Annotated in this window: 13 protein-coding genes; 9 read left to right on the forward strand and 4 right to left on the reverse strand. The window is 71.1% G+C overall.

All coding sequences use genetic code 11. From position 1 onward, the window contains the following. Positions 1-59 precede the first annotated feature (59 nt). Positions 60-1,391, forward strand: a complete 1,332-nt coding sequence (locus CRYAR_RS37295) for an ATP-dependent 6-phosphofructokinase (protein WP_051571442.1) — start codon at positions 60-62, stop codon at positions 1,389-1,391. 3 nt (positions 1,392-1,394) lie between these two features. Here CRYAR_RS37295 and CRYAR_RS37300 read toward each other — a convergent pair whose 3' ends face one another. Together CRYAR_RS37300 and CRYAR_RS37305 are read right to left on the reverse strand one after the other, a co-directional pair. Beyond that, positions 1,395-3,533 (reverse strand): diguanylate cyclase domain-containing protein, encoded by a 2,139-nt coding sequence (locus CRYAR_RS37300; protein ID WP_035857878.1) that lies wholly within the window; start codon positions 3,531-3,533, stop codon positions 1,395-1,397. Positions 3,534-3,754: 221 nt separating this feature from the next. Further along, positions 3,755-4,147, reverse strand: a complete 393-nt coding sequence (locus CRYAR_RS37305) for a cupin domain-containing protein (protein WP_035857880.1) — start codon at positions 4,145-4,147, stop codon at positions 3,755-3,757. A gap of 121 nt (positions 4,148-4,268) precedes the next feature. Here CRYAR_RS37305 and CRYAR_RS37310 point away from each other — a divergent pair, with 121 nt between their 5' ends. The 5 genes from CRYAR_RS37310 (at position 4,269) to CRYAR_RS37330 (ending at position 12,335) form a co-directional block, all read left to right on the forward strand. Continuing rightward, the gene (locus CRYAR_RS37310; protein ID WP_035869351.1) at positions 4,269-5,729 is read left to right on the forward strand and encodes a benzaldehyde dehydrogenase; all 1,461 of its coding nucleotides are present in this window, start codon (positions 4,269-4,271) and stop codon (positions 5,727-5,729) included. A 36-nt stretch (positions 5,730-5,765) separates the two neighbouring features. Continuing rightward, complete coding sequence (gene dprE1 / locus CRYAR_RS37315; protein WP_035857882.1) at positions 5,766-7,118, forward strand: decaprenylphosphoryl-beta-D-ribose oxidase; 1,353 nt, start codon at positions 5,766-5,768, stop codon at positions 7,116-7,118. Beyond that, positions 7,115-7,867, forward strand: coding sequence for a decaprenylphospho-beta-D-erythro-pentofuranosid-2-ulose 2-reductase (gene dprE2, locus CRYAR_RS37320; protein ID WP_035857883.1), 753 nt, complete (start codon positions 7,115-7,117; stop codon positions 7,865-7,867). Before dprE1 ends, dprE2 begins: the two co-directional genes overlap by 4 nt. Before the next feature lie 102 nt (positions 7,868-7,969). Then, a complete protein-coding gene (locus tag CRYAR_RS37325) occupies positions 7,970-8,920 on the forward strand; it encodes a decaprenyl-phosphate phosphoribosyltransferase (RefSeq protein ID WP_245620587.1) in 951 nt (316 codons plus the stop codon). Positions 8,921-9,908: 988 nt separating this feature from the next. Next, positions 9,909-12,335 (forward strand): hypothetical protein, encoded by a 2,427-nt coding sequence (locus CRYAR_RS37330; protein WP_157018359.1) that lies wholly within the window; start codon positions 9,909-9,911, stop codon positions 12,333-12,335. On the opposite strand, the gene CRYAR_RS37335 is transcribed toward CRYAR_RS37330, so the two are convergent. After that, complete coding sequence (locus CRYAR_RS37335) at positions 12,325-14,352, reverse strand: acyltransferase family protein (protein ID WP_035857887.1); 2,028 nt, start codon at positions 14,350-14,352, stop codon at positions 12,325-12,327. The genes CRYAR_RS37330 and CRYAR_RS37335 overlap by 11 nt on opposite strands. 84 nt (positions 14,353-14,436) lie before the next feature. Between CRYAR_RS37335 and CRYAR_RS37340 the strand changes: the two genes are divergently transcribed. Next, positions 14,437-16,440 carry a prolyl oligopeptidase family serine peptidase gene (locus tag CRYAR_RS37340; RefSeq protein ID WP_245620588.1) on the forward strand — a complete coding sequence of 668 codons (2,004 nt, stop codon included), beginning with the start codon at positions 14,437-14,439 and terminating at the stop codon, positions 16,438-16,440. 31 nt (positions 16,441-16,471) lie between these two features. On the opposite strand, the gene CRYAR_RS37345 is transcribed toward CRYAR_RS37340, so the two are convergent. After that, positions 16,472-17,401, reverse strand: coding sequence for a TIGR03560 family F420-dependent LLM class oxidoreductase (locus tag CRYAR_RS37345; protein WP_035869363.1), 930 nt, complete (start codon positions 17,399-17,401; stop codon positions 16,472-16,474). Positions 17,402-17,668: 267 nt separating this feature from the next. On the opposite strand from CRYAR_RS37345, the gene CRYAR_RS37350 reads away from it, so the two are divergent. Beyond that, the gene (locus CRYAR_RS37350) at positions 17,669-18,409 is read left to right on the forward strand and encodes a response regulator transcription factor (protein ID WP_035857889.1); all 741 of its coding nucleotides are present in this window, start codon (positions 17,669-17,671) and stop codon (positions 18,407-18,409) included. A gap of 2 nt (positions 18,410-18,411) precedes the next feature. Then, entirely contained in the window at positions 18,412-20,088 is a 1,677-nt protein-coding gene (locus CRYAR_RS50450) for a sensor histidine kinase (RefSeq protein WP_211247821.1), read from the forward strand. Positions 20,089-20,092 lie beyond the last annotated feature (4 nt).

Consider the following 20,092-nt stretch of genomic DNA (forward strand, 5'->3'; position numbering starts at 1 on the left):
CTGGCACGGATCAAGAATTCCGTGACGTCGACGAAACACCGGCGGAGCAGGCTGAGGGGGTGGCGCTGTCAGCGGGAACCGAAGACTGGGATTTCTCCGTCGCGTCGCTGGGCCCGTGCCGGGTCGATTCGCCGTTGGCGCCGCTCGTCGAGGCCCGGCGCACCACCGAGGCGTACGTCGACGAGGGCGACCGGGTGTTGTTCGACGACACGATCTCGATGGTCGCCGCGCGTGGGCTACCGATCGAGCGGCTGCCGAGCTTCGAACCGGGCGGACCTCGCCGCCGCATCTACTTCGACCCGGCCAAAACGCGAGTGGCGATCGTGACCTGCGGTGGGCTCTGCCCCGGCCTCAACGACGTGATCCGCGGGCTGGTGCTGGAGCTGACCGAGCACTACGGCGTCCAGCGGATCGTCGGCATCCGCAACGGCTACCAGGGCTTCGTCGCGAAGTACGGCCGCGACGTCGTGGACCTCACGCCCGACGCGGTCGCCGGCATCAACGAACACGGCGGCACGATTCTCGGCACGTCCCGGGGGCAGCAGGACCCGGAGGAGATCGTCGACTGCCTGGAGCGGCTCGGCATCACGATGCTGTTCGTGATCGGCGGCGACGGAAGCATGCGCGGTGCCATCGGGATCTGCCGGGTCGTGGGCGAACGTGGGCTGAAGATCTCCGTCGTCGGGGTACCGAAGACCATCGACAACGACATCCCGTTCATCAACCAGAGCTTCGGCTTCCAGACCGCGTTCAGCCGCGCGGCGGAATCGATCCGGACCGCTCACGTCGAAGCGCGGACCGTGCCGAACGGCGTCGGACTCGTGCGGTTGATGGGGCGGCACTCGGGTTTCATCGCCTGTTACGCCGCACTGGCCAAGAACGACGCCGACTTCGTCCTGATCCCCGAAGTGCCGTTCACACTGCACGGAACCAACGGGCTGCTGGCCCGTCTCCGCAAACGCGTGATCGAGCGCGGGCACGCCGTCGTGGTCGTAGCCGAGGGCGCGGGGCAGGAACTGCTCGACCCCGAGGGAACCGACGCCTCCGGCAACCAGAAGCTCAGCGACGTCGGCGTCTACCTGCGTCACCGGATCACCGAGGACTTCGAGGAAGCCGGCCTGGAGATCAACCTCAAGTACATCGACCCGAGCTACACGATCCGCAGCGTGCCGGCCAACCCCTACGACAGCGTCTACTGCCTACGGCTGGCCCACACCGCGGTGCACGCGGCGATGGCCGGCCGAACGCAAATGGTCGTCGGCCGCTGGCACGGCCGGTTCGTGCACGTTCCGATGCGGCTGGCCGTCAGCCGACGCAACCAGGTGGACCCCGACGGCGACCTCTGGATGTCGGTGCTCGAGGCTACCGGCCAGCCCGCCCGCCTCGGCTGAGCGTCAGGCGACGCGGGGCGCGTCCAACAGGTCGGTGAACTCGGACGCCGGCACCGGGACGCCGAGCGAGGCGTACGCGGCGCCGTAGTCACGCAGAGCGGTCCGTGACACGCCCCCGGCGATCACCGCCCGGAGCCCCAGCGAACCGGCGAACCCGAGCAGCGCGTGGACGAGGGCCGGGTCGCCGCCCACCGTCCGGTGCAGGGTGAGCGTGCGCAGCGGCAGCGCGCGCAGCCGCCGGAGGTCCACCGCACCGGCGCCGAAGTCCGCAACGCCGAGGCCGACGCCCAGGTCGGCGAGCCCACGCAGCGGACGCTCGACCGCGGCGACGTCGACGCTCAACGCGGCCTGCGGTATCGCGAGTTCGAGCGCCTCCGGCCGGAGTCCGCCGAGACACTTCACGACGGCACCGACCACCGACGGATCCGCGACGCACGCCGCGCACACCGGCACGGTCACGGTGAGATCCCGCCAGCGGTGGGCGTCCGCGCACGCGAACGCCAGCAGGCGCCGGTCGAGGGCGGTGAGCACACCGGCCGCGACCGCGGCGTCCGCGAACTCGTCCCGGTCCAGCAGGCCACGGCGCGGATGGCGCCACCGCAGCGTGGCTTCGGCCCCCACCACCCGCCCCGTCGCCAGCTCGACGATCGGGCGGTAGGCCACCTCGAAGTCGTCGGCCACCCGTAGTTCCTCTTCGAGGCGGAAGCGGTCGAGCGCGTGCTGGGCGAGTTCCCGGTCGGCGATCCGGTACCGGTTCTTGCCCTCCTGTTTCGCCCGGTAGAGGGCCAGGTCGGCGTCCCGGAGCACCGCATCGGGCGGACCGTTCGCCACCCCGACGCTCACCCGCAGCTCGACGGTCGACTCCCCGATCGTCACCGGACCCGCGACCCGGTCGAGGATCCGCCGGGCGACGGCCTCACCGTCCCCGTCGGGCACCAGGACCGCGAACTCGTCGCCGCCCATCCGGGCCACGGTGTCCCCGTTCCCGGCCGCGGCCCGGAGCCGCCGGGCCACCGCCACGAGCAACTGGTCGCCGACGGCGTGCCCGCGCGAGTCGTTCACCGCCTTGAAGCCGTCCAGGTCGATCAGCAGCACCGTGGGAGCGTCCAGGACCGCCAGCCGCTCGGCGAACAGCGACCGGTTCGCCAGCCCGGTCAGCGGATCGTGGAACGCCTGGTAAGCGAGCTTCGCGCGCTGGCGGGTCAGCTCGCCGGCCAGCCGGGCGTTCCGCTTCAGCGACAGGAACTGCCGGGTCAGCACCGCGACGGCCAGCACGAACAGCATCCCGACCAGCACCAGGTTGACCCGCCGCACCAGGGCCTGGTGCACCGCCGCGATCAGCGCCAGACCGAGCAGCCCCAGGTAGGGCAGCGCCTGGGCGAGCGTCGACGGATAGTCCCAGGACGTCCGGCGCACGAACATCGGCATCGGCAGCAGAGCCGCCCGGCCGATCAGCACGGTGCCGAGCAGCAGCGCTCCGCCGGCCACCCGCTCCGGGGCCGGGTCCCCGGCCAGCGCCGCGAAGCCCGCCGCGACGGCACCGCACGACATCACCGCGATCCCGCCGGCGAACGACCCGAGCGACGTCGGGCCGTTCTGCGAGCGGCCCAGCAGCATCGGCAGCGCCGCCGACAGGAGCACGAGCAGCGACCCGGACAGTGTGATCAGCGCCAGCGCTCCGGGAGCGTCCACATCGACCCGTGGATCGACGCCGAACAGCGCCGTCCACGCCAGGCTGGCCAGCGACAGCCCGACCGCGGCGCCGTCGATGAGCATCCGCGTCGCCGAGGCCCGGGTTAGCGCCACCCCGGGAACGACCAGCAGCGTGACGACCGCGCAGGCCAGCGCACCCTGCGCCACCACGGCGAGCAACGACATCCGCATCCCGAGCGACACCCCGGCGAGCAGCCCGATCTCGTTGCACACCAGCGCGAGCGCCCACAGCCCCAGCGCCACGACGCCCAACATCCGCCAGCGACGCTGCGCGCCGGTCAGCGCACGCGCGCGCCGGAGGAACAGGCCGGTGGCCCAGCACGTCGCGACCAGCAGCCCGGCCATCTCGACGTGCAGTGCTCCGGCGGGCAGCACCACGAGCACGACTTGGAACGCCGCGCTCAGAATCACGAGCCAGCCGAGACGCATACGGTCCCCCGTCCTCCGCGCGCCGACCGGGGTGGCGTTCCCGGGCAGGCGTCCGATGACGATCGAAAAGCGACTGTATGACCGATGAGCCCCGCGTAACACCCCGTTCACGGGAGTTCACAGAAGGACACCTTCGCTCAGCTAGGGATTCACGCGAACACTGTGACGCACATCGCAAAAAGCCCCGCGGGCCGAAGCCCACGGGGCGGAACGAGCGCACGTCATGACTGCGGCGGTTCGTCCTTGCCGGCCTCTTCGAGGCGGTCGGCCTCTTCCTTGGTCTTGTGGACGGCACCGTCGGCGTGGTCCGGCGGCCCGTAGATCGTGTAGAGCACCAGCGGGTTGGGGCCGGTGTTCACGAAGTTGTGCTTCCGGCCGGCCGGTACGACGACCAGATCACCCTGGGCGACCTTCCGGGTCTGCCCGGAGACGCGCGCCTCGCCGACGCCGCTGACGAACGTCAGGATCTGGTCGTTCTCCTCGTGGACCTCCTCCCCGATCTCCCCGCCGGGCGGAATGGTCATGATGACGAGCTGAGTGTGTTCCCCGGTCCAGAGCACGCGGCGAAAATCCGGGCTCTTCTCGGCTTCGGTGGCGATCGTGAAGTGCTCCATGCGCGAGGGCTTCCCAGGAAGAGCGTCGGTTACACCGAGTGGAACGAGTCGCGTGACAACTCCGTTGGCAAGGCATTACATCTGTTCACACGCGTTGAGCCCGTCAAAGGAGATGGCCACCATGGGTCTGCTGGACAGTTCGGTCTGGGAAGGCAAGATCTACCTCGACGGCTGGACGGCCGGCGGAGCGGAGCCGGTGCCCGCGGTCGAACCCGCCACCGGCAAGGAGCTGGCGCTCGTGGGGCGCGCCTCGGTGGAGGACGTCCGCCGCGCGGCCGCCCGCGCGGTGGAGGCGCAGAAGGACTGGGCCGCCCGGCCCTACACCGAGCGCGCCGCCGTGCTGCGCAAGGCCGGTGACCTGTTCACGCAGAACGCCGAGGAGATCTCCGGCTGGCTCGTCCGCGAGGGCGGCGCGATCCCCGGGCGCGCCGGGTTCGAGATCGACACCGCCGCTCAGGAGTGTTACGAGGCGGCGGCGCTGGCGTCCGCGCCGTACGGCGAGATGCTGCGCTCCGCGCTCCCCCGCTACAGCCTGGCCCGGCAGCTGCCGGTCGGCGTCGTCGGCGTGATCGCGCCGTTCAACGTGCCGGTGATCCTCGGGATCCGGGCGATCGCCCCGGCGCTGGCGCTGGGCAACGCGGTCGTGTTCAAGCCGGACCCCCGCACCGCGATCTGTGGTGGCGTCAGCATCACCCGGGTGCTCGAGGAGGCCGGTCTGCCGGCCGGGCTGTTCTCCTACCTGCCCGGCGGCGTCGACGTCGGCGAGGCCGTGATCACCGACCCGGCGACCAGGGTGATCGCGTTCACCGGGTCGACGAAGGCCGGGCGGCGCATCGGCGAGCTGGCCGGCAAACACCTCAAGCGCACGCACCTGGAGCTCGGCGGCAACTCGGCGCTGATCGTGCTCGACGACGTCGACCCGGCCGAGGTCGTGTCGGCGGCGGCCTGGGGGTCGTTCTTCAACCAGGGCCAGGTCTGCATGACGACCGGGCGGCACCTGGTCGCGGCCGCGGTCGCCGACGACTACATCGCCGCGCTCGCCGAGCGGGCCGACCACCTGCCGGTCGGCGACCCGGCCATCGAGCAGGTCGCGCTCGGCCCGGTCATCGACGCCCAGCAGCGCGACAACATCCACGCGCGGGTGACCGCCAGCGTCGAGCAGGGTGCGCGCCTGGCCGCCGGTGGCACCTACGAGGGCCTGTTCTACCGGCCGACCGTGCTCGCCGACATCCCCGTGACCGCACCCGGCTGGGCCGAGGAGATCTTCGGCCCGGTGGCCCCGATCCGCCGGTTCTCCAGCGTCGACGAGGCGATCGCGCTGGCCGCGGACTCCGAGTACGGGCTCTCCCTCGGCATCATGACGCGCGACGTGGCGCGGGCCCTGGACATCGCCGCCCAGATCCCGTCGGGTGCCGTGCACATCAACGACCAGACCGTCAACGACGAGGCGACGATCCCGTTCGGGGGCGTCGGCGCGTCCGGAACCGGCTCCCGTCACGGCGGTACAAGCGCCAACCTGGAGGCGTTCACCGAAACGCAGTGGGTGACGCTGCGATCGACGCCGGCCCAATATCCATTCTGACCCTACTCGCGGGTAATCCATGGCAGGGTAGCCCGCGTGAACGTTCAGCGGCGTCTGCTGGCCGGCTGGGGCGCAACCGCCCCGACGGCCGCGGACGTGACGTCTCCGACCTCGATCGACGAGGTCGTCAAAGCGGTGGGGGACGCGCCGACCCGGGGCGTCCTGCCCCGCGGGCTGGGCCGCAGCTACGGTGACGCCGCCCAGAACGCCGGCGGGCTGGTCGTCGACCTCACCCGCTGCACGCGGGTACGCCGTTTCGACGTCGAGGCCGGCGTCATCGAGGTCGAGGCCGGCCTGAGCCTGCACACGCTGATGCGTCAGGTGCTGCCGTTCGGCTGGTTCGTGCCGGTCACGCCGGGAACCCGGTACGTCACCGTCGGCGGTGCGATCGCCGCGGACATCCACGGCAAGAACCACCACGTCGAAGGTTCGTTCACCCAGCACGTCCGCGGTCTCGACCTCCTGCTCGCCTCCGGCGCGGTGGTCTCCCTGACCCCGGCCGACGACGCCTTCCGGGCCACCGCCGGGGGCATGGGCCTCACCGGCATCGTGACCGCGGCCACGATCCAGCTGCTGCCGGTCGAGACCAGCCTCATGTCGGTCGACACCGAACGCGCCTCCGACCTCGACGCGCTGCTGGCCCGCCTGGACGCCACCGACGACGCCTACCGCTACTCGGTCGCCTGGATCGACCTGCTCGCCCGCGGCCCCCGCATGGGCCGCTCGGTGATCACCCGCGGCGACCACGCGACCCGTTCCCAGCTGCCGAAACGCAAGCGCGCGGAACCGTTCGCGTTCGGACCGCACCCGCTGGCGTCGGTGCCGCCGGGCGTCGTCCCGCCAGGGCTGTTGAACAAGGCGACGGTGGCCGCGTTCAACGAGCTCTGGTACCGCAAGGCCCCGGCGTTCCGGCAGCACCAACTGCAGTCGATCGCCGCGTTCTTCCACCCGCTCGACATGCTCGAACGCTGGAACCGCATTTACGGCCGCCCCGGTCTGGTGCAGTACCAGTTCGTCGTCCCGTACGGCGCCGAAGACGTCGTGCGCACCGCCGTCGACCGGCTGAGCGCCGCCGGCTCGCCCGCGTTCCTCGCGGTGCTGAAGCGGTTCGGCGCCGGCAGCCCCGGCATGCTGTCGTTCCCCACCCCGGGCTGGACGCTCGCGCTCGACCTGCCGACGAACATGTCCGGCCTGCCGCGTCTGCTCGACGAACTGGACGAACTCGTCGTCGGCGCCGGTGGCCGGATCTACCTGGCGAAGGACTCGCGGCTCCGGCCGGAACTGCTCCCCGCGATGTACCCGCGGCTGGACGAGTGGCGGGCCGCCCGGTCCGCGCTCGACCCCGCCGGGGTGTTCGCGTCCGATCTGTCGAGGAGGTTGGGCCTGTGATCAACGCTGTGGGCTCACCGCAGTCCCTGCTGCTGCTCGGCGGTACCTCCGAGATCGGGCTGACGCTCGCTCGCACGCTGGTCGCCGACCGCTGCCGCCGGGTCGTGCTCGCCGGTCGTCCGTCCGATGCTCTCGACCGGGCCGCCGACGACCTGCGGTCGGCCGGAGCCCAGGTCGAGGTGCTCCCGTTCGAGGCGTCCGACACCGGGTCGCATCCGGCTCTGATCGAAAAAGCTTTCGTGGACGACGTCGACCTGGCCGTCGTCGCCTTCGGTGTCCTGGGGGACCAGGCCCGGGCCCAGGTCGACGCCGCCCACGCGGCGGAGATCGCCACCACGAACTACGTCGGGGCGCTGTCGGTGCTGGTGCCGGTCTCGCAGGCGATGCAGCGCCAGGGACACGGCTCGATCGTCGTGATGTCCTCGGTCGCCGGTGAGCGGCCGCGCAAGTCCAACTTCGCGTACGGCTCGTCCAAGGCCGGGCTGGACGCGTTCGCCACCGGCCTCGGTGACGTCCTGCACGGGTCCGGGGTGCACGTCATGGTCGTCCGGCCGGGGTTCGTCCGGACGAAGATGACCGCGCACCTCGAACCGGCGCCGCTCTCCACCACCCCGGAGGAGGTCGCGGACGCGATCGTCCAGGGTCTGCGCCGCCGCCGGGAAACGATCTGGGTGCCCGGGACGATGCGGCTCGTGATGAGCGCGCTGCGTGCCGTCCCCCGGCCGATTTTCCGCAAACTCCCGATCTGAATTCTCGCGTTCCACTTACCATCGCTGAACGGCAACGTGGCCCATACGCTGCCCGAACTGACCGTTGTCACGGCAGTGCGGGCCGGCGGCGAAGGAGTTCGAGTGAGGGAGACGGCTACCGCTTCCGACCCGTCGCTGACGCTGCCTCGCGCTCCGGAACGCCCCGGCGCTTCGGCGCGGGGTGTGGCGTTCGTGATGTCGCTCCGCCCCCGGCAGTGGATCAAGAACGTCCTGGTGGCGGCGGCGCCGCTCGCGGCCGGGCGGCTCTGGGACGTGCCGGTGCTGCTCGACACCCTGGTGGCGCTGGGGGCGTTCGTCGCCGCGTCGGCCGGGGGTTACCTGATCAACGACGCCCGCGACGTCGAACGCGACCGGGCGCACCCGTCGAAGCGGCGGCGGCCGATCGCGCGCGGGGACGTGCCGCTGGTACTGGCCTACGTGGCCGGCGTCGTGCTGCAACTCGCGGCGATCGGCGTGCCCGCGCTCACCGGGTACGGCAACCTGGCGATCTGCGTCGGCGTGTACGTGTCGTGCACGACGCTGTACAACAACTGGCTCAAGCACGAGCCGGTGGTGGATCTCGCGCTGGTCGCGGCCGGGTTCCTGCTGCGCTCGATGGCCGGTGGGCTCGCGGCCGGGATCCCGCTGTCGCGCTGGTTCCTGATCGTGGCGGCGTTCGGCAGCTTGTTCATGGTGGCCGGCAAGCGGTACTCCGAGATCGTGACGGTCGGGGACGACCAGGGCACACGCCCGTCGTTGCGCGAGTACTCGGCCAGCTATCTGCGGTTCGTGTGGAGCACGTCAGCGGGCGTGGTGATCGCCGCGTACTGCTTATGGGCGTTCGAGGTCGCCGACGAACGAGCAGGCGAAACCACGGCGCCGTGGACGTCGCTGTCGATCGCACCGCTGGTCCTAGGCCTGTTGAAGTACGCCCGCGACGTCGATCGTGGACACACCGGGGAGCCGGAGGAAATCGTGTTACGGGACAAGGTGCTGCTCGCGCTCGGCGGGGCGTGGCTGGTGCTGTTCGGTCTGGGCGTGCTCCATGTCTGACCCCACTTCCCCGGGTACCAACCGCCCCGACGTGGGACGCGGCGACACGGGGCACGACGACACGGGGCGCGGTGAGCCTGGGCGCGGAGAGCCTGGGCGCGGAGAGCCTGGGCGCGGTGGCCCTGACCGTGGCGAGTTCGGCCGGGACGAATTCGGCCGCGGAGAGCCCGGGGGTGGTGTGCCCAGGGCCGGTGTGCCCGGGGGCGGCGTACTCGGGGGCGGAGAGGTTGGCCGCGGCGAGGCCGGTCGGGACGGGCTTGGGGGGCGTGAGCTCGGGGGTGCCGGCTCTGGCGGTGGGGCGGGGCCGTCGGACGGTGAGTGGTGGGGGCCGCGGGAGGAGCCGAGTTGGGCGGCGGCGGAGCGGGCGCGGTACGCGCAGGGTCCGCCGATCAGTCAGCCGTCGGCGGATCCGTGGTGGGAGACTCCCGCGGGCAGCTGGGCCGACACCAACGCGCTCCTGAACCGGTTTTCCAACCCTTCCCCCGGTGCCGCGCCCGCTTCTGATCCCGCGCCTCCGCGCGAGGCGGTGACTCCCCGCGAGCCCGCGCCTCCGCGCGAGGCGGTGACTCCCCGCGAGCCCGCGCCCTCGCGCGAAGCGACGTCACCTCGCGATTCCGCGTTTCCGCGCGAAGCGGTGACTTCCCGCGAGCCCGCGCCTCCGCGCGGAGCGGCGCCTCCCCGTGAGCCCGCACCCCCGCGCGAGGCGATGGCTCCCCGGACGTCTGCGCCGGCTCGCGGTACGGCCGCCGCGCCCACAGCAGTGCCGCCGGTTGCGCCTAGCCAGCACCGGCCCAGCATGCCTCCGGAACCCATCCCTCCAAGCGAGTCAGCGCTCCCCCGCGAGACAGCACCCTCACACGAGACAGCAGCCCGACGCGGAACCTCCGCCCCACGCGAAACCTCCGCCCCACGGGAGACGGCAGCCCCAGGCGAGACAGCAGTCCCGCCCGAGGCAGCGCTCCCGCGTGACGCGGCGACCACGCGTGGAGTGGCGGCTTTCCGCGAGTCCGCTCCGGCGCGGGGCACGGCGGCCGCGCCCAGGGTGGTGCCGCCCGGGTCGTACGACGAGCACGGGGCCGCCGCGGTGCCGCCGGGCGCGACCGTGCCGCCGGGCGCGACCGTGCCGCCGGGCGCGACCGTGCCGCCGGGCGCGACCGTGCCACCGAGCGCGACCGTGCCACCGAGCGCGACCGTGCCACCGAGCGCGACCGTGCCACCGAGCGCGACCGTGCCACCGGGCGCGACCGTGCCGCCGGGGGTGACCGTGCCGCGGGAAGAGCGGCCACCGGCTCCGGCTGAGTCGGCTTCGGCGCACGAGATCGGGTTGCAGCGTGAGGCCCCGGCGCCCGAGGGTGCCGACTCCCGGGAAGCCGGGCCCGCGGCGGAGGGCGCCTCCGCATCGCGTACACATGGCAGGAATGTCAACGGGCTCTCGCACGCAAACCTACGCACACCGGAGAACGCAGCCCCACACACCGCGCAGAACGCAGCCCCACACACAGCGGAACACCCGGCCCAGACCACAGAGGACCTGGCCGGGGCCAGCGTCGAGACCACCTCCGCGAAAAAGGACGCGGCTGAGAAGCGCACCCCCGCCGCTCCCCCGAGCAAAAAGTTCGTCGACACGGCCGCAGTGACCCTCATCGTCACCGAGTTGCTCATTCGGGCCTGGGCCGCTTGGGGCGGCTACTTCTCGCTCGACGACTTCACCTTCGCGCGTCTCGCCGCGGAGAAAGGTCTCACCTCCGACCTCCTCCTCACCCCGTACAACTCGCACTTCATGCCCGGCGCCTATCTCATGGTCTGGGCCGAAACCACGATCGCCCCGCTCGACTACCGGCTCGTCGCCGGTGTGGCCCTGGCCGGCATGGCGATCAGCTACGTCCTGATCTGGCTCCTGATCCGCCGTCTGGCCGGCCCGAAGCTCGTCGCGCTGGTTCCGCTGGCGATCGCGCTCTTCTCGCCGATCACCCTCCCCGCCACGCTGTGGTGGGCGGTGAGCATCAACCAGCTCGCGATGCTGATCGCGATTCCCGGCGCGCTCCTCGCCCAACTCGCGTACCTGCGCACGGGACGTGCTCGCTACGGTGCGATCGCGGTCGTCACCGCGGCCCTCGCTCTCCCGTTCTACGAAAAAGCCGCGCTCGTCGTCCCCCTGATTTTCATTTTTTCTGTCGTTCTGCAGCCGCAGACGGACCTTCCCGACCGCATCAAGGCCGCGGTGCTCCGCTTCAAGTACCAGTGGGGCGCGTTCGTGGTCGTCGGCGCGACCTACGCGGGCATCTACCTCACCCGGCCGCTCGACGAGCGTTCCGAGTCCGCGGTGGACCTCGGTGGGCTGCTCGGCAACGCGGCGACGAACTCGGTGCCGTCCGGTCTGCTCGGTGGCCCGTGGTCGTGGAAGGCCATCGGCGCGGTCGACGCCAGCGCGAACCCGCCGGTGGCTCTGCGCGTCGTGGCGGTCGTGATCATCCTCGCGGTGGTCGCGCTGACCGTGTACCGCCGGCCGCTCGCCTACCAGGCCTGGGTGTTCTTCGGCGGCACGCTGCTGTTCGACGTGCTGGTGCTGGCGGTCGGACGCCTCCAGCTCGGTTCCGGCGCGGCGATGGAGTACCGGTACTTCACCGACCTGGTGCCGATCGCCGCGGTCGCGCTCACGTTGGCGCTGCTCGGCCCGCCCGCGTGGGCCGCCACCTGGCCCCAGCGCACGGGCATCGAGTGGCCGCCGGTGATCGGTGGCACCCGGGTCGCGTTCGCGAACGCCAACGCGCTCGTGCTGCCGCTCGTCGTCGCGCTGTTCGTGAGCAGCCTGGTGTCCACTGTGAAGTACAGCAACCGCTGGCACGACAACCCGGCCAAGGACTACGTGGCGACCGCAGAGAAGTCGATCAACGCGATGGGCCGCGAGGTCGACCTGTTCGACGGTGCCGTGCCGGAGAAGGTCGCCTGGGGTGTGCTCAACCCGACGAACTTCCCGTCGCGGTTGATGGCGCCGCTCGACCTGCCGATCAACCCCGACCCGGAGGTCAGCGACGACCTCTACGTGCTCGATCCGGACGGGCAGCTCTCGCACGCGCTCGTCACCTCGGCGAAAGCCCCGGCCGGCACCGCGAAGAACTGCGGCTACCGGATCGCCGGCAAGCGCGTGCCGATCTTCCTCGACAAGGAGCTCTTCAACTGGTGGTGGTACGCGGAGCTGCGCTACACCGCGAAGGAGACGGTCACGATCCCCTTCAACTCCGCGAACACCCGGGGCAGGAAGGTCACGTTCGAGAAGGGCGAGCACACGATCTGGGTGAAGGTGCAGGGTCCGGCCGGGTGGATCACGCTCGACAACGCGCCGAAGAGCGCGGGCCTCTGCATCAGCTACGCGGCCGTCGGGGTGGCCGCCCCGGGCGAACCGGCTACCCCTTGATCAACTGAGGACGCAGCCAGTTCCAGACCAGCTTCCCGCCGGCGGTCGTGAGGTGCAGGCCGTCGGTGCGGAGCGTCACCCCGTTCAGCTCGTTGGTGTACCCGCGGGCGCACAGGAACGGGTTCGGGTCGACGATCGACACCTGCTTCCCGAGTGACGTCGCCGCCGCACGCACCGCCGCGTTCGTCGCCGCCACGCGTTTGGCGTCGTTGAGGACCGGCGGGTACCGGCCGGCGGCGAACATCGTGGCGGCCGGCAGGCCGGTGTCGGGCACCTGGTGGCAATGGTTGAGGACGACGACCGCGCGCGGAGCGAACTCGAGGATCTCGCGCAGCACCTGGGTGTAGTCGGCGGTCGTCGCTTTCTGCCACTCGGTCGAGGTGTACGGCACCGTGCGTCCGCCGATCCACCGGTCGTACTGCTCCCAGGAACCGGCGAACAGCACGCCCACCGACGGCTGCGCCGCCTCGATCTCCATCTCCCGGGCCGCGGCCCAGTCGGTGCACAGGGGCTGCTCGGGCGAGAGCGGCTTGCCCTCCACCGACGCCGTGTACGGCGCGACCCCGCACCCGAAGCGGGTGGCGATCGACAGGCTCAGCTCGGGCCCCGGGTCGTCCCGGACCGCGGCGAACAGGCTCAGCGCGTTCGAGTCGCCGACCAGCAGGACCTTGGTGCCGGCGCCGCCGCTCCGGGTCTGGTCGGCCGCCACCTCGGCCAGCGCGTCGACCGAGTCGGCCGACTGCTCCTTGATCCCCGCGACGCCCGGCACCATGACGCCGATCAGCGCCGCGCCCGCCGCGATCACCGCGATCGGTGCCGCGACCTGCGGCGAAGCCAACGAGTCCGGTGGCGCACCGATACGCAGCGGACGTTCGACGATGATGAAACCGGCCACCGACACCAGCCCGGTCAGCGCCAGCCGGACGATCAGCAGCGGGATGCCGTCGACCCCGGTGCGTTCGGGGCTGAGCACCAGGAAGATCGGCCAGTGCCAGAGGTAGAGGCCGTAGGACAGCACGCCGACCACGACAAGCGGCTGCCAGCTGAGCAGCGCGTTCGGCGAAAAACGACCGGAGCCGACGACCGACGCGACGACGAGCGCGGCGAGCACCGAGAGGACCAGGAACCCACCCTGGTACATGCGCGGGTCGGCCTGCGCCGCGACCACGCACGCCACGACCAGCCCGGCCAACCCGACCCAGCCCAGAACGGCAACGACCACGCTGTCGACGAGACGCCGGCCGAATTTCGACGCGACCAGGCACGCGAGCACCGCGCCGACGAGCAGGCCCTGCAGCCGCGAATCGGTGCCGTAGTAGGCGCGTGAGCCGTCCGACGTGGACTGCACCGCGGCCATCACCGCCGCCGAGCCGAGCGCCCCGACCCCGAGCAACCAGCCGAGCGAACGCCGCCCGAGCCGCGAGCGGAACAGCACGATCAGCACCAGCGGAAGGAACAGGTACCACTGCTCCTCGATCGCGAGCGACCACGTGTGCTGGAACGGCGACGGGTCCTCGAACGCTTGCGCGTAGGACTCGCCCCGCAGCAGGAACCACCAGTTCGAGACGTAGAGCAGCGCGGCCAGCGCGTCGCCGCGGGTGCTCGGCGGCCACTCGACGCCGAGCATCGGGAACAGCACGAGCACGGTCGCGACCATCAGCACCAGCGCGGGCATCAGCCGCCGGATCCGCCGGATCCAGAAGTTCCGCAAGTGCAGCGTGCCGGTGCGGTCGTACTCGGTGAGCAGCAGCGTGGTGATCAGGTAGCCGGAGAGGACGAAGAACACGTCGACGCCCAGGAAGCCTCCGGGCAGGAACGTGACGCCGCCGTGGTAGAGCAGGACGGCGAGCACCGCGATCGCGCGGACGCCGTCCAGCGCGGGGTTGTACTGGTGACCGGCTCTGGGACGGCTGAACGTCTGTCCCTCGGCGACCGACGACCGCGCGGTGTCGAGGGGCCCCTCGACGGCGCGTTCCTCGGTCGGGGCTTCTTCCGGCGCGACGGTGTGCCTACCCACGCGGGCGATTGTGCCATTACTCATGGGTAAGGAGGCACATCTTCGGGGAAGTGGTCGATGGCGGATCCGAGGCAAACTGATGACGTGGATTCCACCGACATTTCGCAGGATCAGTTCCTCTGGCTGGAGGAAGTCACCGGTGACGGCCCGCTGGAGTGGGCCCGCGAGCACAACACGCGCACGCTCGACGCCTACGCCGGATCCCCGCGATTCGAAGCGATCCAGGCCGAGATCCGCGAAGTGCTGGACGCCGAGACCCGCATCCCGTACGTCACCCGGCGCGGTGAGTACCTCTACAACTTCTGGCAGGACGCCGCCAACCCGCGTGGCCTGTGGCGCCGGACGTCGCTGGAGCAGTACCGCAACGACAAACCCGACTGGGAGCTGGTGCTCGACGTCGACGCGCTCGCGGCCGCCGAGGGCGAGAACTGGGTGTGGCACGGTGCGGCGTTCCTGGCGCCGAGCTACGACAGGTGCCTGGTCTCGCTGTCGGTCGGCGGCTCGGACGCGGACGTCACCCGGGAGTTCGACCCGGTGACGAAGGAGTTCGTCGAGGACGGGTTCGTGCTGCCGGAGGCGAAGAGCAGCGTCGGCTGGGTCGACGCGGACACGCTCTTCGTCGGTACGGACTTCGGACCGGGGTCGATGACCGACTCCGGGTACCCGCGCGTGGTCAAGCGCTGGCGGCGCGGCACTCCGCTCGACGACGCGGAGACGGTGTTCGAGGGCGAGCCGACCGACGTGTCGGTGCACGCCTGGCGCGACCCGCTCTCCGGGCTGGACTTCCTCACCCGCAGCACCGACTTCTACCACCGGAAGCGGTACCTGCTCGTCGACGGCGCGCCCCAGGCCCTGGACGTGCCGGACGACGCCGAGATCAGCGTCCACGCCGGGCAGCTGACCGTGGAGCTGCGGACCGCGTGGGACTCGTATCCCGCCGGGTCGCTGCTCGTCATCGACTTCGAGCGGTTCCAGGGCGGCGCACGGGACTTCCAGTCGCTGTTCACACCCGACGAGCGATCGGCGCTGGTCTCCTACCACTGGACCGAGCACGCGCTGCTGCTCAGCTCGCTCGTCGACGTCCAACCGAGTCTGGAAGTTCTGCAGTTGACCGCGGACGGCTGGACGCGGACACCCTCCGCGCCGGTTCCGGACTGGTGCACGGTCCGGGTGCTCTCCACCGACCGGTTCCACGGTGACGAGTACCTGCTCGCCGTGGACGGATACCTCACGCCGCCCGAGCTGCACCGGCTGGTCGCGGGCTCGGACGAGCCGGCCGAGGTGCTCAAGAACTCGCCGGCGCGGTTCGACCCGGCCGGCCTGAGCGTGAACCAGTACTTCGCGACCTCGGCCGACGGCACGAAGGTTCCGTACTTCGTCGTCGGCACCGGGCGGCCAGGCCCGACGCTACTCAACGGCTACGGGGGCTTCGAGGTCCCGCTGCTGCCCGGTTACGACGGCGGGCTCGGACGGGCCTGGCTCGCGCGCGGCGGCACCTACGCGGTGGCGAACATCCGCGGCGGCGGCGAGTACGGCCCGCGCTGGCACCAGGCGGCGCTGAAGGAGAACCGGCACCGGGCGTACGAGGACTTCGCCGCGGTGGCGGCGGACCTGGTGGCCCGGGGCGTCACCACGGCGGACCAGCTCGGGGTCTCCGGCGGCAGCAACGGCGGGCTGCTCACCGGCAACATGTACACGCGCTACCCGGAGCTGTTCGGGGCGGTGGTGATCCAGGTACCGCTGCTGGACATGCGTCGCTACCACCAGCTGCTGGCCGGAGCGTCGTGGATGGCGGAGTACGGTGACCCGGACGACCCCGCGCAGTGGGAGTTCATCCGGACGTTCTCGCCGTACCACCTGCTGGCGGCCGACCGGCCCTATCCCCGGCTGCTGGTGACGACGTCGACCCGCGACGACCGGGTGCACCCGGGGCACGCGCGGAAGTTCGTCGCGCGGATCGAGGAACTCGGCTACCCCGTCGACTACTACGAGAACATCGAGGGCGGCCACGGCGGCGCGAGCAACAACGAACAGCGCGCGTTCATGCGCGCCCTGTCGTTCGCGTTTCTCTGGGAGAAGCTGAGCTGAGTGGTGGGCGGCCCGAGGGCCGCCCACCCGTTCAGACCTGCGGCGCGACCTCGTTCGCGATGAGCGCCAGGTGGTCCAGGTCCTGCAGGTCCAGGAACTGGAGGTACATCCGCTCGGCGCCGAGCTCGCCGAACGAGCGCAGCTTCGCGGCCACCTCGTCCGGGGTGCCACAGAGCCCGTTCTCGCGCAGCTCGTCGACCTCGCGGCCGACCGAGGCCGCCCGACGCGCGATCTCGGCGTCGTTCTGGCCGCAGACCACGATCTGCGCCGCCGAGAAGACGATCTCCTTCGGGTCACGTCCGGCGCTCTCGGCGGCCGCACGCACGACGTCGAACTGCGCCCCGACGGCCTCGATCGAGTCGAACGGGACGTTGAACTCGTCCGCGTACTTCACGGTGAGCGCCGGGGTGCGCTTCTTGCCCTTGCCACCGATGACGATCGGCGGGCGCGGGCTCTGCGCCGGCTTCGGCAGCGCCGGTGAGTCGACGATCTGGTAGTGCTTGCCGTCGAACGAGTAGGTCTCGCCCTCCGGCGTCGCCCACAGACCGGTGATGATCTCCAGCTGCTCCTCGAGCCGGTCGAAGCGCTCGCCGAGCGGCGGGAACGGGATCGCGTACGCCTTGTGCTCGGCCTCGAACCAGCCGGCGCCGAACCCGAAATCGACGCGGCCGCCGCTCATCCGGTCGACCTGCGCGACGGCGACCGCCAACGGGCCCGGGTACCGGAACGTCGCCGAGGTCACGAGCGTGCCGAGGCGGATCCGGGACGTCTCGCGGGCGATCGCGCCGAGCGTGATCCAGGTGTCGGTGGGGCCGGGGAGCCCGTCGACGCCACCCATCGAGACGTAGTGGTCGGAACGGAAGAACGCCTCGTACCCGAGCTCCTCGGCGGTCTTCGCCACCGCGAGCAGCGTCTCGTAGTCGGCACCCTGCTGGGGCTCAGTAAATACGCGCAACTTCATGAACGCCATACTCACACGCCCGTCGGGTCCTCCTTCGGAGGGACATGTGCAAACCGTCGGAGAAACGTTGGGAATCGCTGAGCGTCAGTACCCAAACCACTTACTACCAGCGCGGATGCCGACATCTGCTGCCATTGTTGACGTTGTGTCGGGTCAGGAGTCAGCTACTGCGCCTCGCCGCTGCTCGACCCGGAGGGTGGGATGATGAACTGGTTGGCTGCTCGTACGGCCACGCTGCCCAGTTCCCCCGCCCAGCCGAGGAGTGTCATGGCCGAACGCGAGGCCGCGGCGCCCGAGGCCCGGCTGCTCGTCGTCGACGACGAGCCGAACATCGTCGAGCTGCTCGATACCAGCCTGAGCTACGCGGGCTTCGAGGTCCGCACGGCCACCACCGGCCGGGAGGCCGTCGCCGCGACGAGCGACTTCACGCCGGACCTGATCGTCCTCGACGTCATGCTCCCCGACATGGACGGGTTCGAGGTGCTCCGGCTGCTGCGCGGCAGCGGCACCCGGATCCCGGTGCTGTTCCTCACGGCTCGCGACGGCACCGACGACAAGATCAGCGGTCTGACGCTCGGCGCCGACGACTACGTCACCAAACCGTTCAGCCTCGGCGAGGTGCTCGCCCGGGTGCGCGCGGTGCTCCGCCGCACCGCCGAGGTCGCGCCCGTCTCCCCGGCCCCGGAGCGCATCCCCGACGTCTCGGCCCGCACGACGTTCGCCGACATCGAGGTCGACCGCGAGACCCACGAGGTCTGGAAGGCCGGCAAACCGGTGACGCTCTCGCCGACGGAGTTCCGGCTGCTGCAGTACTTCCTCGACAACCCGGGTAAGGCGCTGTCGAAGGCGGTCATCCTCGACCACGTCTGGCACTACGACTTCGGCCGCGACTCGAACATCGTCGAGTCGTACGTCTCGTACCTGCGTAAGAAGGTCGACACCACCGAACCACGGTTGATCCATACGATCCGGGGCGTGGGATACGCGTTGCGAGTGCCGCGGACTTGATCGTGAAGCGCTCATTGGGTCGAGTGCTCACCGCGGTCCGGGCTGCCCCGGACGCGCTGCCGCTCGGCGTCAAACTAGTGGCGGCGCTGGTCACGCTGCTGTCGATCGCGCTCGTGGTCACCGGCGTCACCGGCACGCTCGCGCTGCGCGGCTACCTGATCGACCGTCTCGACGGGCAGATCCGCGGCACCGCCAACCGGTACAGCCACAATCTCCCGCAGACGTCCGGCACCGAGAACGACCGCACCGAGGACTCGTCGTACGTCTACTACGTCCCGCCGGACGACGACCCGGTCGTGCGGCTGAACCGGCCGGCCGGCGGCGACCAGACCGCACCCGTGCTGCCGAACTTCGAGGACGAAGACACGCTGCGCCGGCTCGACGAGGGTTACTTCGACGCCGAGCCGACCGGAGCCGGCCACAAGTGGCGGATGACCGTCCGCTACCTCTCCGACGAGGAAGGGCTCCTCGTCGTCGGCATCAGCTACGACGAGGTCGACGACACGGTCGCCCGGCTGATCGCGATCGACGCGGGCGTCGGCGCCGTGACGCTGTTCGCACTCGCCGGGGTGGGCTGGGTGGTCGTGCGCTCCAGCCTGCGGCGGCTGCGCGAGGTGGAGACCATCGCAGGCGCGATCGCCGGGGGTGACCTGGGTCAACGGGTCCGGCCCGGGGGCGAGCGCACCGAGGTCGGGCGGCTGGCGACCGCACTCAACTCCATGCTCGAGCAGATCGAGACCGCGTTCACCGAGCGCGAGGCCTCCGAGGCGAGCGCCCGCGCGTCCGAGGACCGGATGCGCCGCTTCGTCGCGGACGCCAGCCACGAACTGCGCACCCCGCTGACCTCGATCCGCGGTTTCGCCGAGCTGTACCGGCAGGGCGCCGTGCCCGACGACCGGTACGCCGTCGACCGCGTCATGGAGAAGATCGAGGTCGAGGCGATGCGGATGGGGCTGCTCGTCGACGACCTCATGCTGCTCGCCCGCCTCGACCAGCAGCGTCCGATCGAGATGCGGCCGGTGGACCTGCTGCAACTGGCCGTCGACGCGGTAGAGGGCGCCCGGATCGTCGCGTCGTCGCACCCGATCGAGCTGCGGATCGACACCGACGAGCCGCTCACGGTCACCGGCGACAGCGGGCGGCTGCGCCAGGTGCTGGACAATTTGCTGTCGAACGCGACGATCCACACCCCTGACGGGACGGCGGTGGAGTTGCGGCTCTCGGTGGACGGGCGGGACGTCGTGGTGGCGGTGGTGGACGCGGGGCCTGGGTTGGCCCCGGACCAGGCCGAACGGGTGTTCGAGCGGTTCTACCGGACGGATCCGGCGCGGAGCCGGGCGCACGGCGGGTCGGGGTTGGGCTTGTCGATCGTGGCGGCGCTGGTGGCCGCACACAGCGGTTCGGTGCGGGTGGAGACCGCGGTCGGCGAGGGGGCGAGCTTCGAGGTGCGCTTGCCGTTGGAGCGGGAGGAGTTCTTGGTTTCCGACGGGGCGGGGCTCGGTGGAGGGGCAGCGCCTGATTCCGGAGTTGGGGTTGGCGCCGAGGTCGGTTCCGGGGCTGAATCGGGTTCTGGGGTTGGGCCGGGTTCCGGGGCCGGGGCTGACGGCGGGGCTGCGGGTTCGGACGGGGCGGGGAGCGTGGACTCGCCGCAGCCGTCCGGTTCCAGCTCCCGAGGCTGAGGGT

Origin of the sequence: Cryptosporangium arvum DSM 44712 (assembly GCF_000585375.1) — a bacterium.
Taxonomy (GTDB): Bacteria; Actinomycetota; Actinomycetes; order Mycobacteriales; family Cryptosporangiaceae; genus Cryptosporangium; species Cryptosporangium arvum.

What these genes read in the sequence shown, in the direction of transcription:
- CRYAR_RS37300 (WP_035857878.1), bottom strand. Translation starts at nt 3,533, where the DNA reads ATGCGTCTCGGCTGGCTCGTGATTCTGAGCGCGGCGTTCCAAGTCGTG.
- CRYAR_RS37305 (WP_035857880.1), bottom strand. Translation starts at nt 4,147, where the DNA reads ATGGAGCACTTCACGATCGCCACCGAAGCCGAGAAGAGCCCGGATTTT.
- CRYAR_RS37310 (WP_035869351.1), top strand. Translation starts at nt 4,269, where the DNA reads ATGGGTCTGCTGGACAGTTCGGTCTGGGAAGGCAAGATCTACCTCGAC.
- CRYAR_RS37345 (WP_035869363.1), bottom strand. Translation starts at nt 17,401, where the DNA reads ATGAAGTTGCGCGTATTTACTGAGCCCCAGCAGGGTGCCGACTACGAG.
- CRYAR_RS37350 (WP_035857889.1), top strand. Translation starts at nt 17,669, where the DNA reads ATGGCCGAACGCGAGGCCGCGGCGCCCGAGGCCCGGCTGCTCGTCGTC.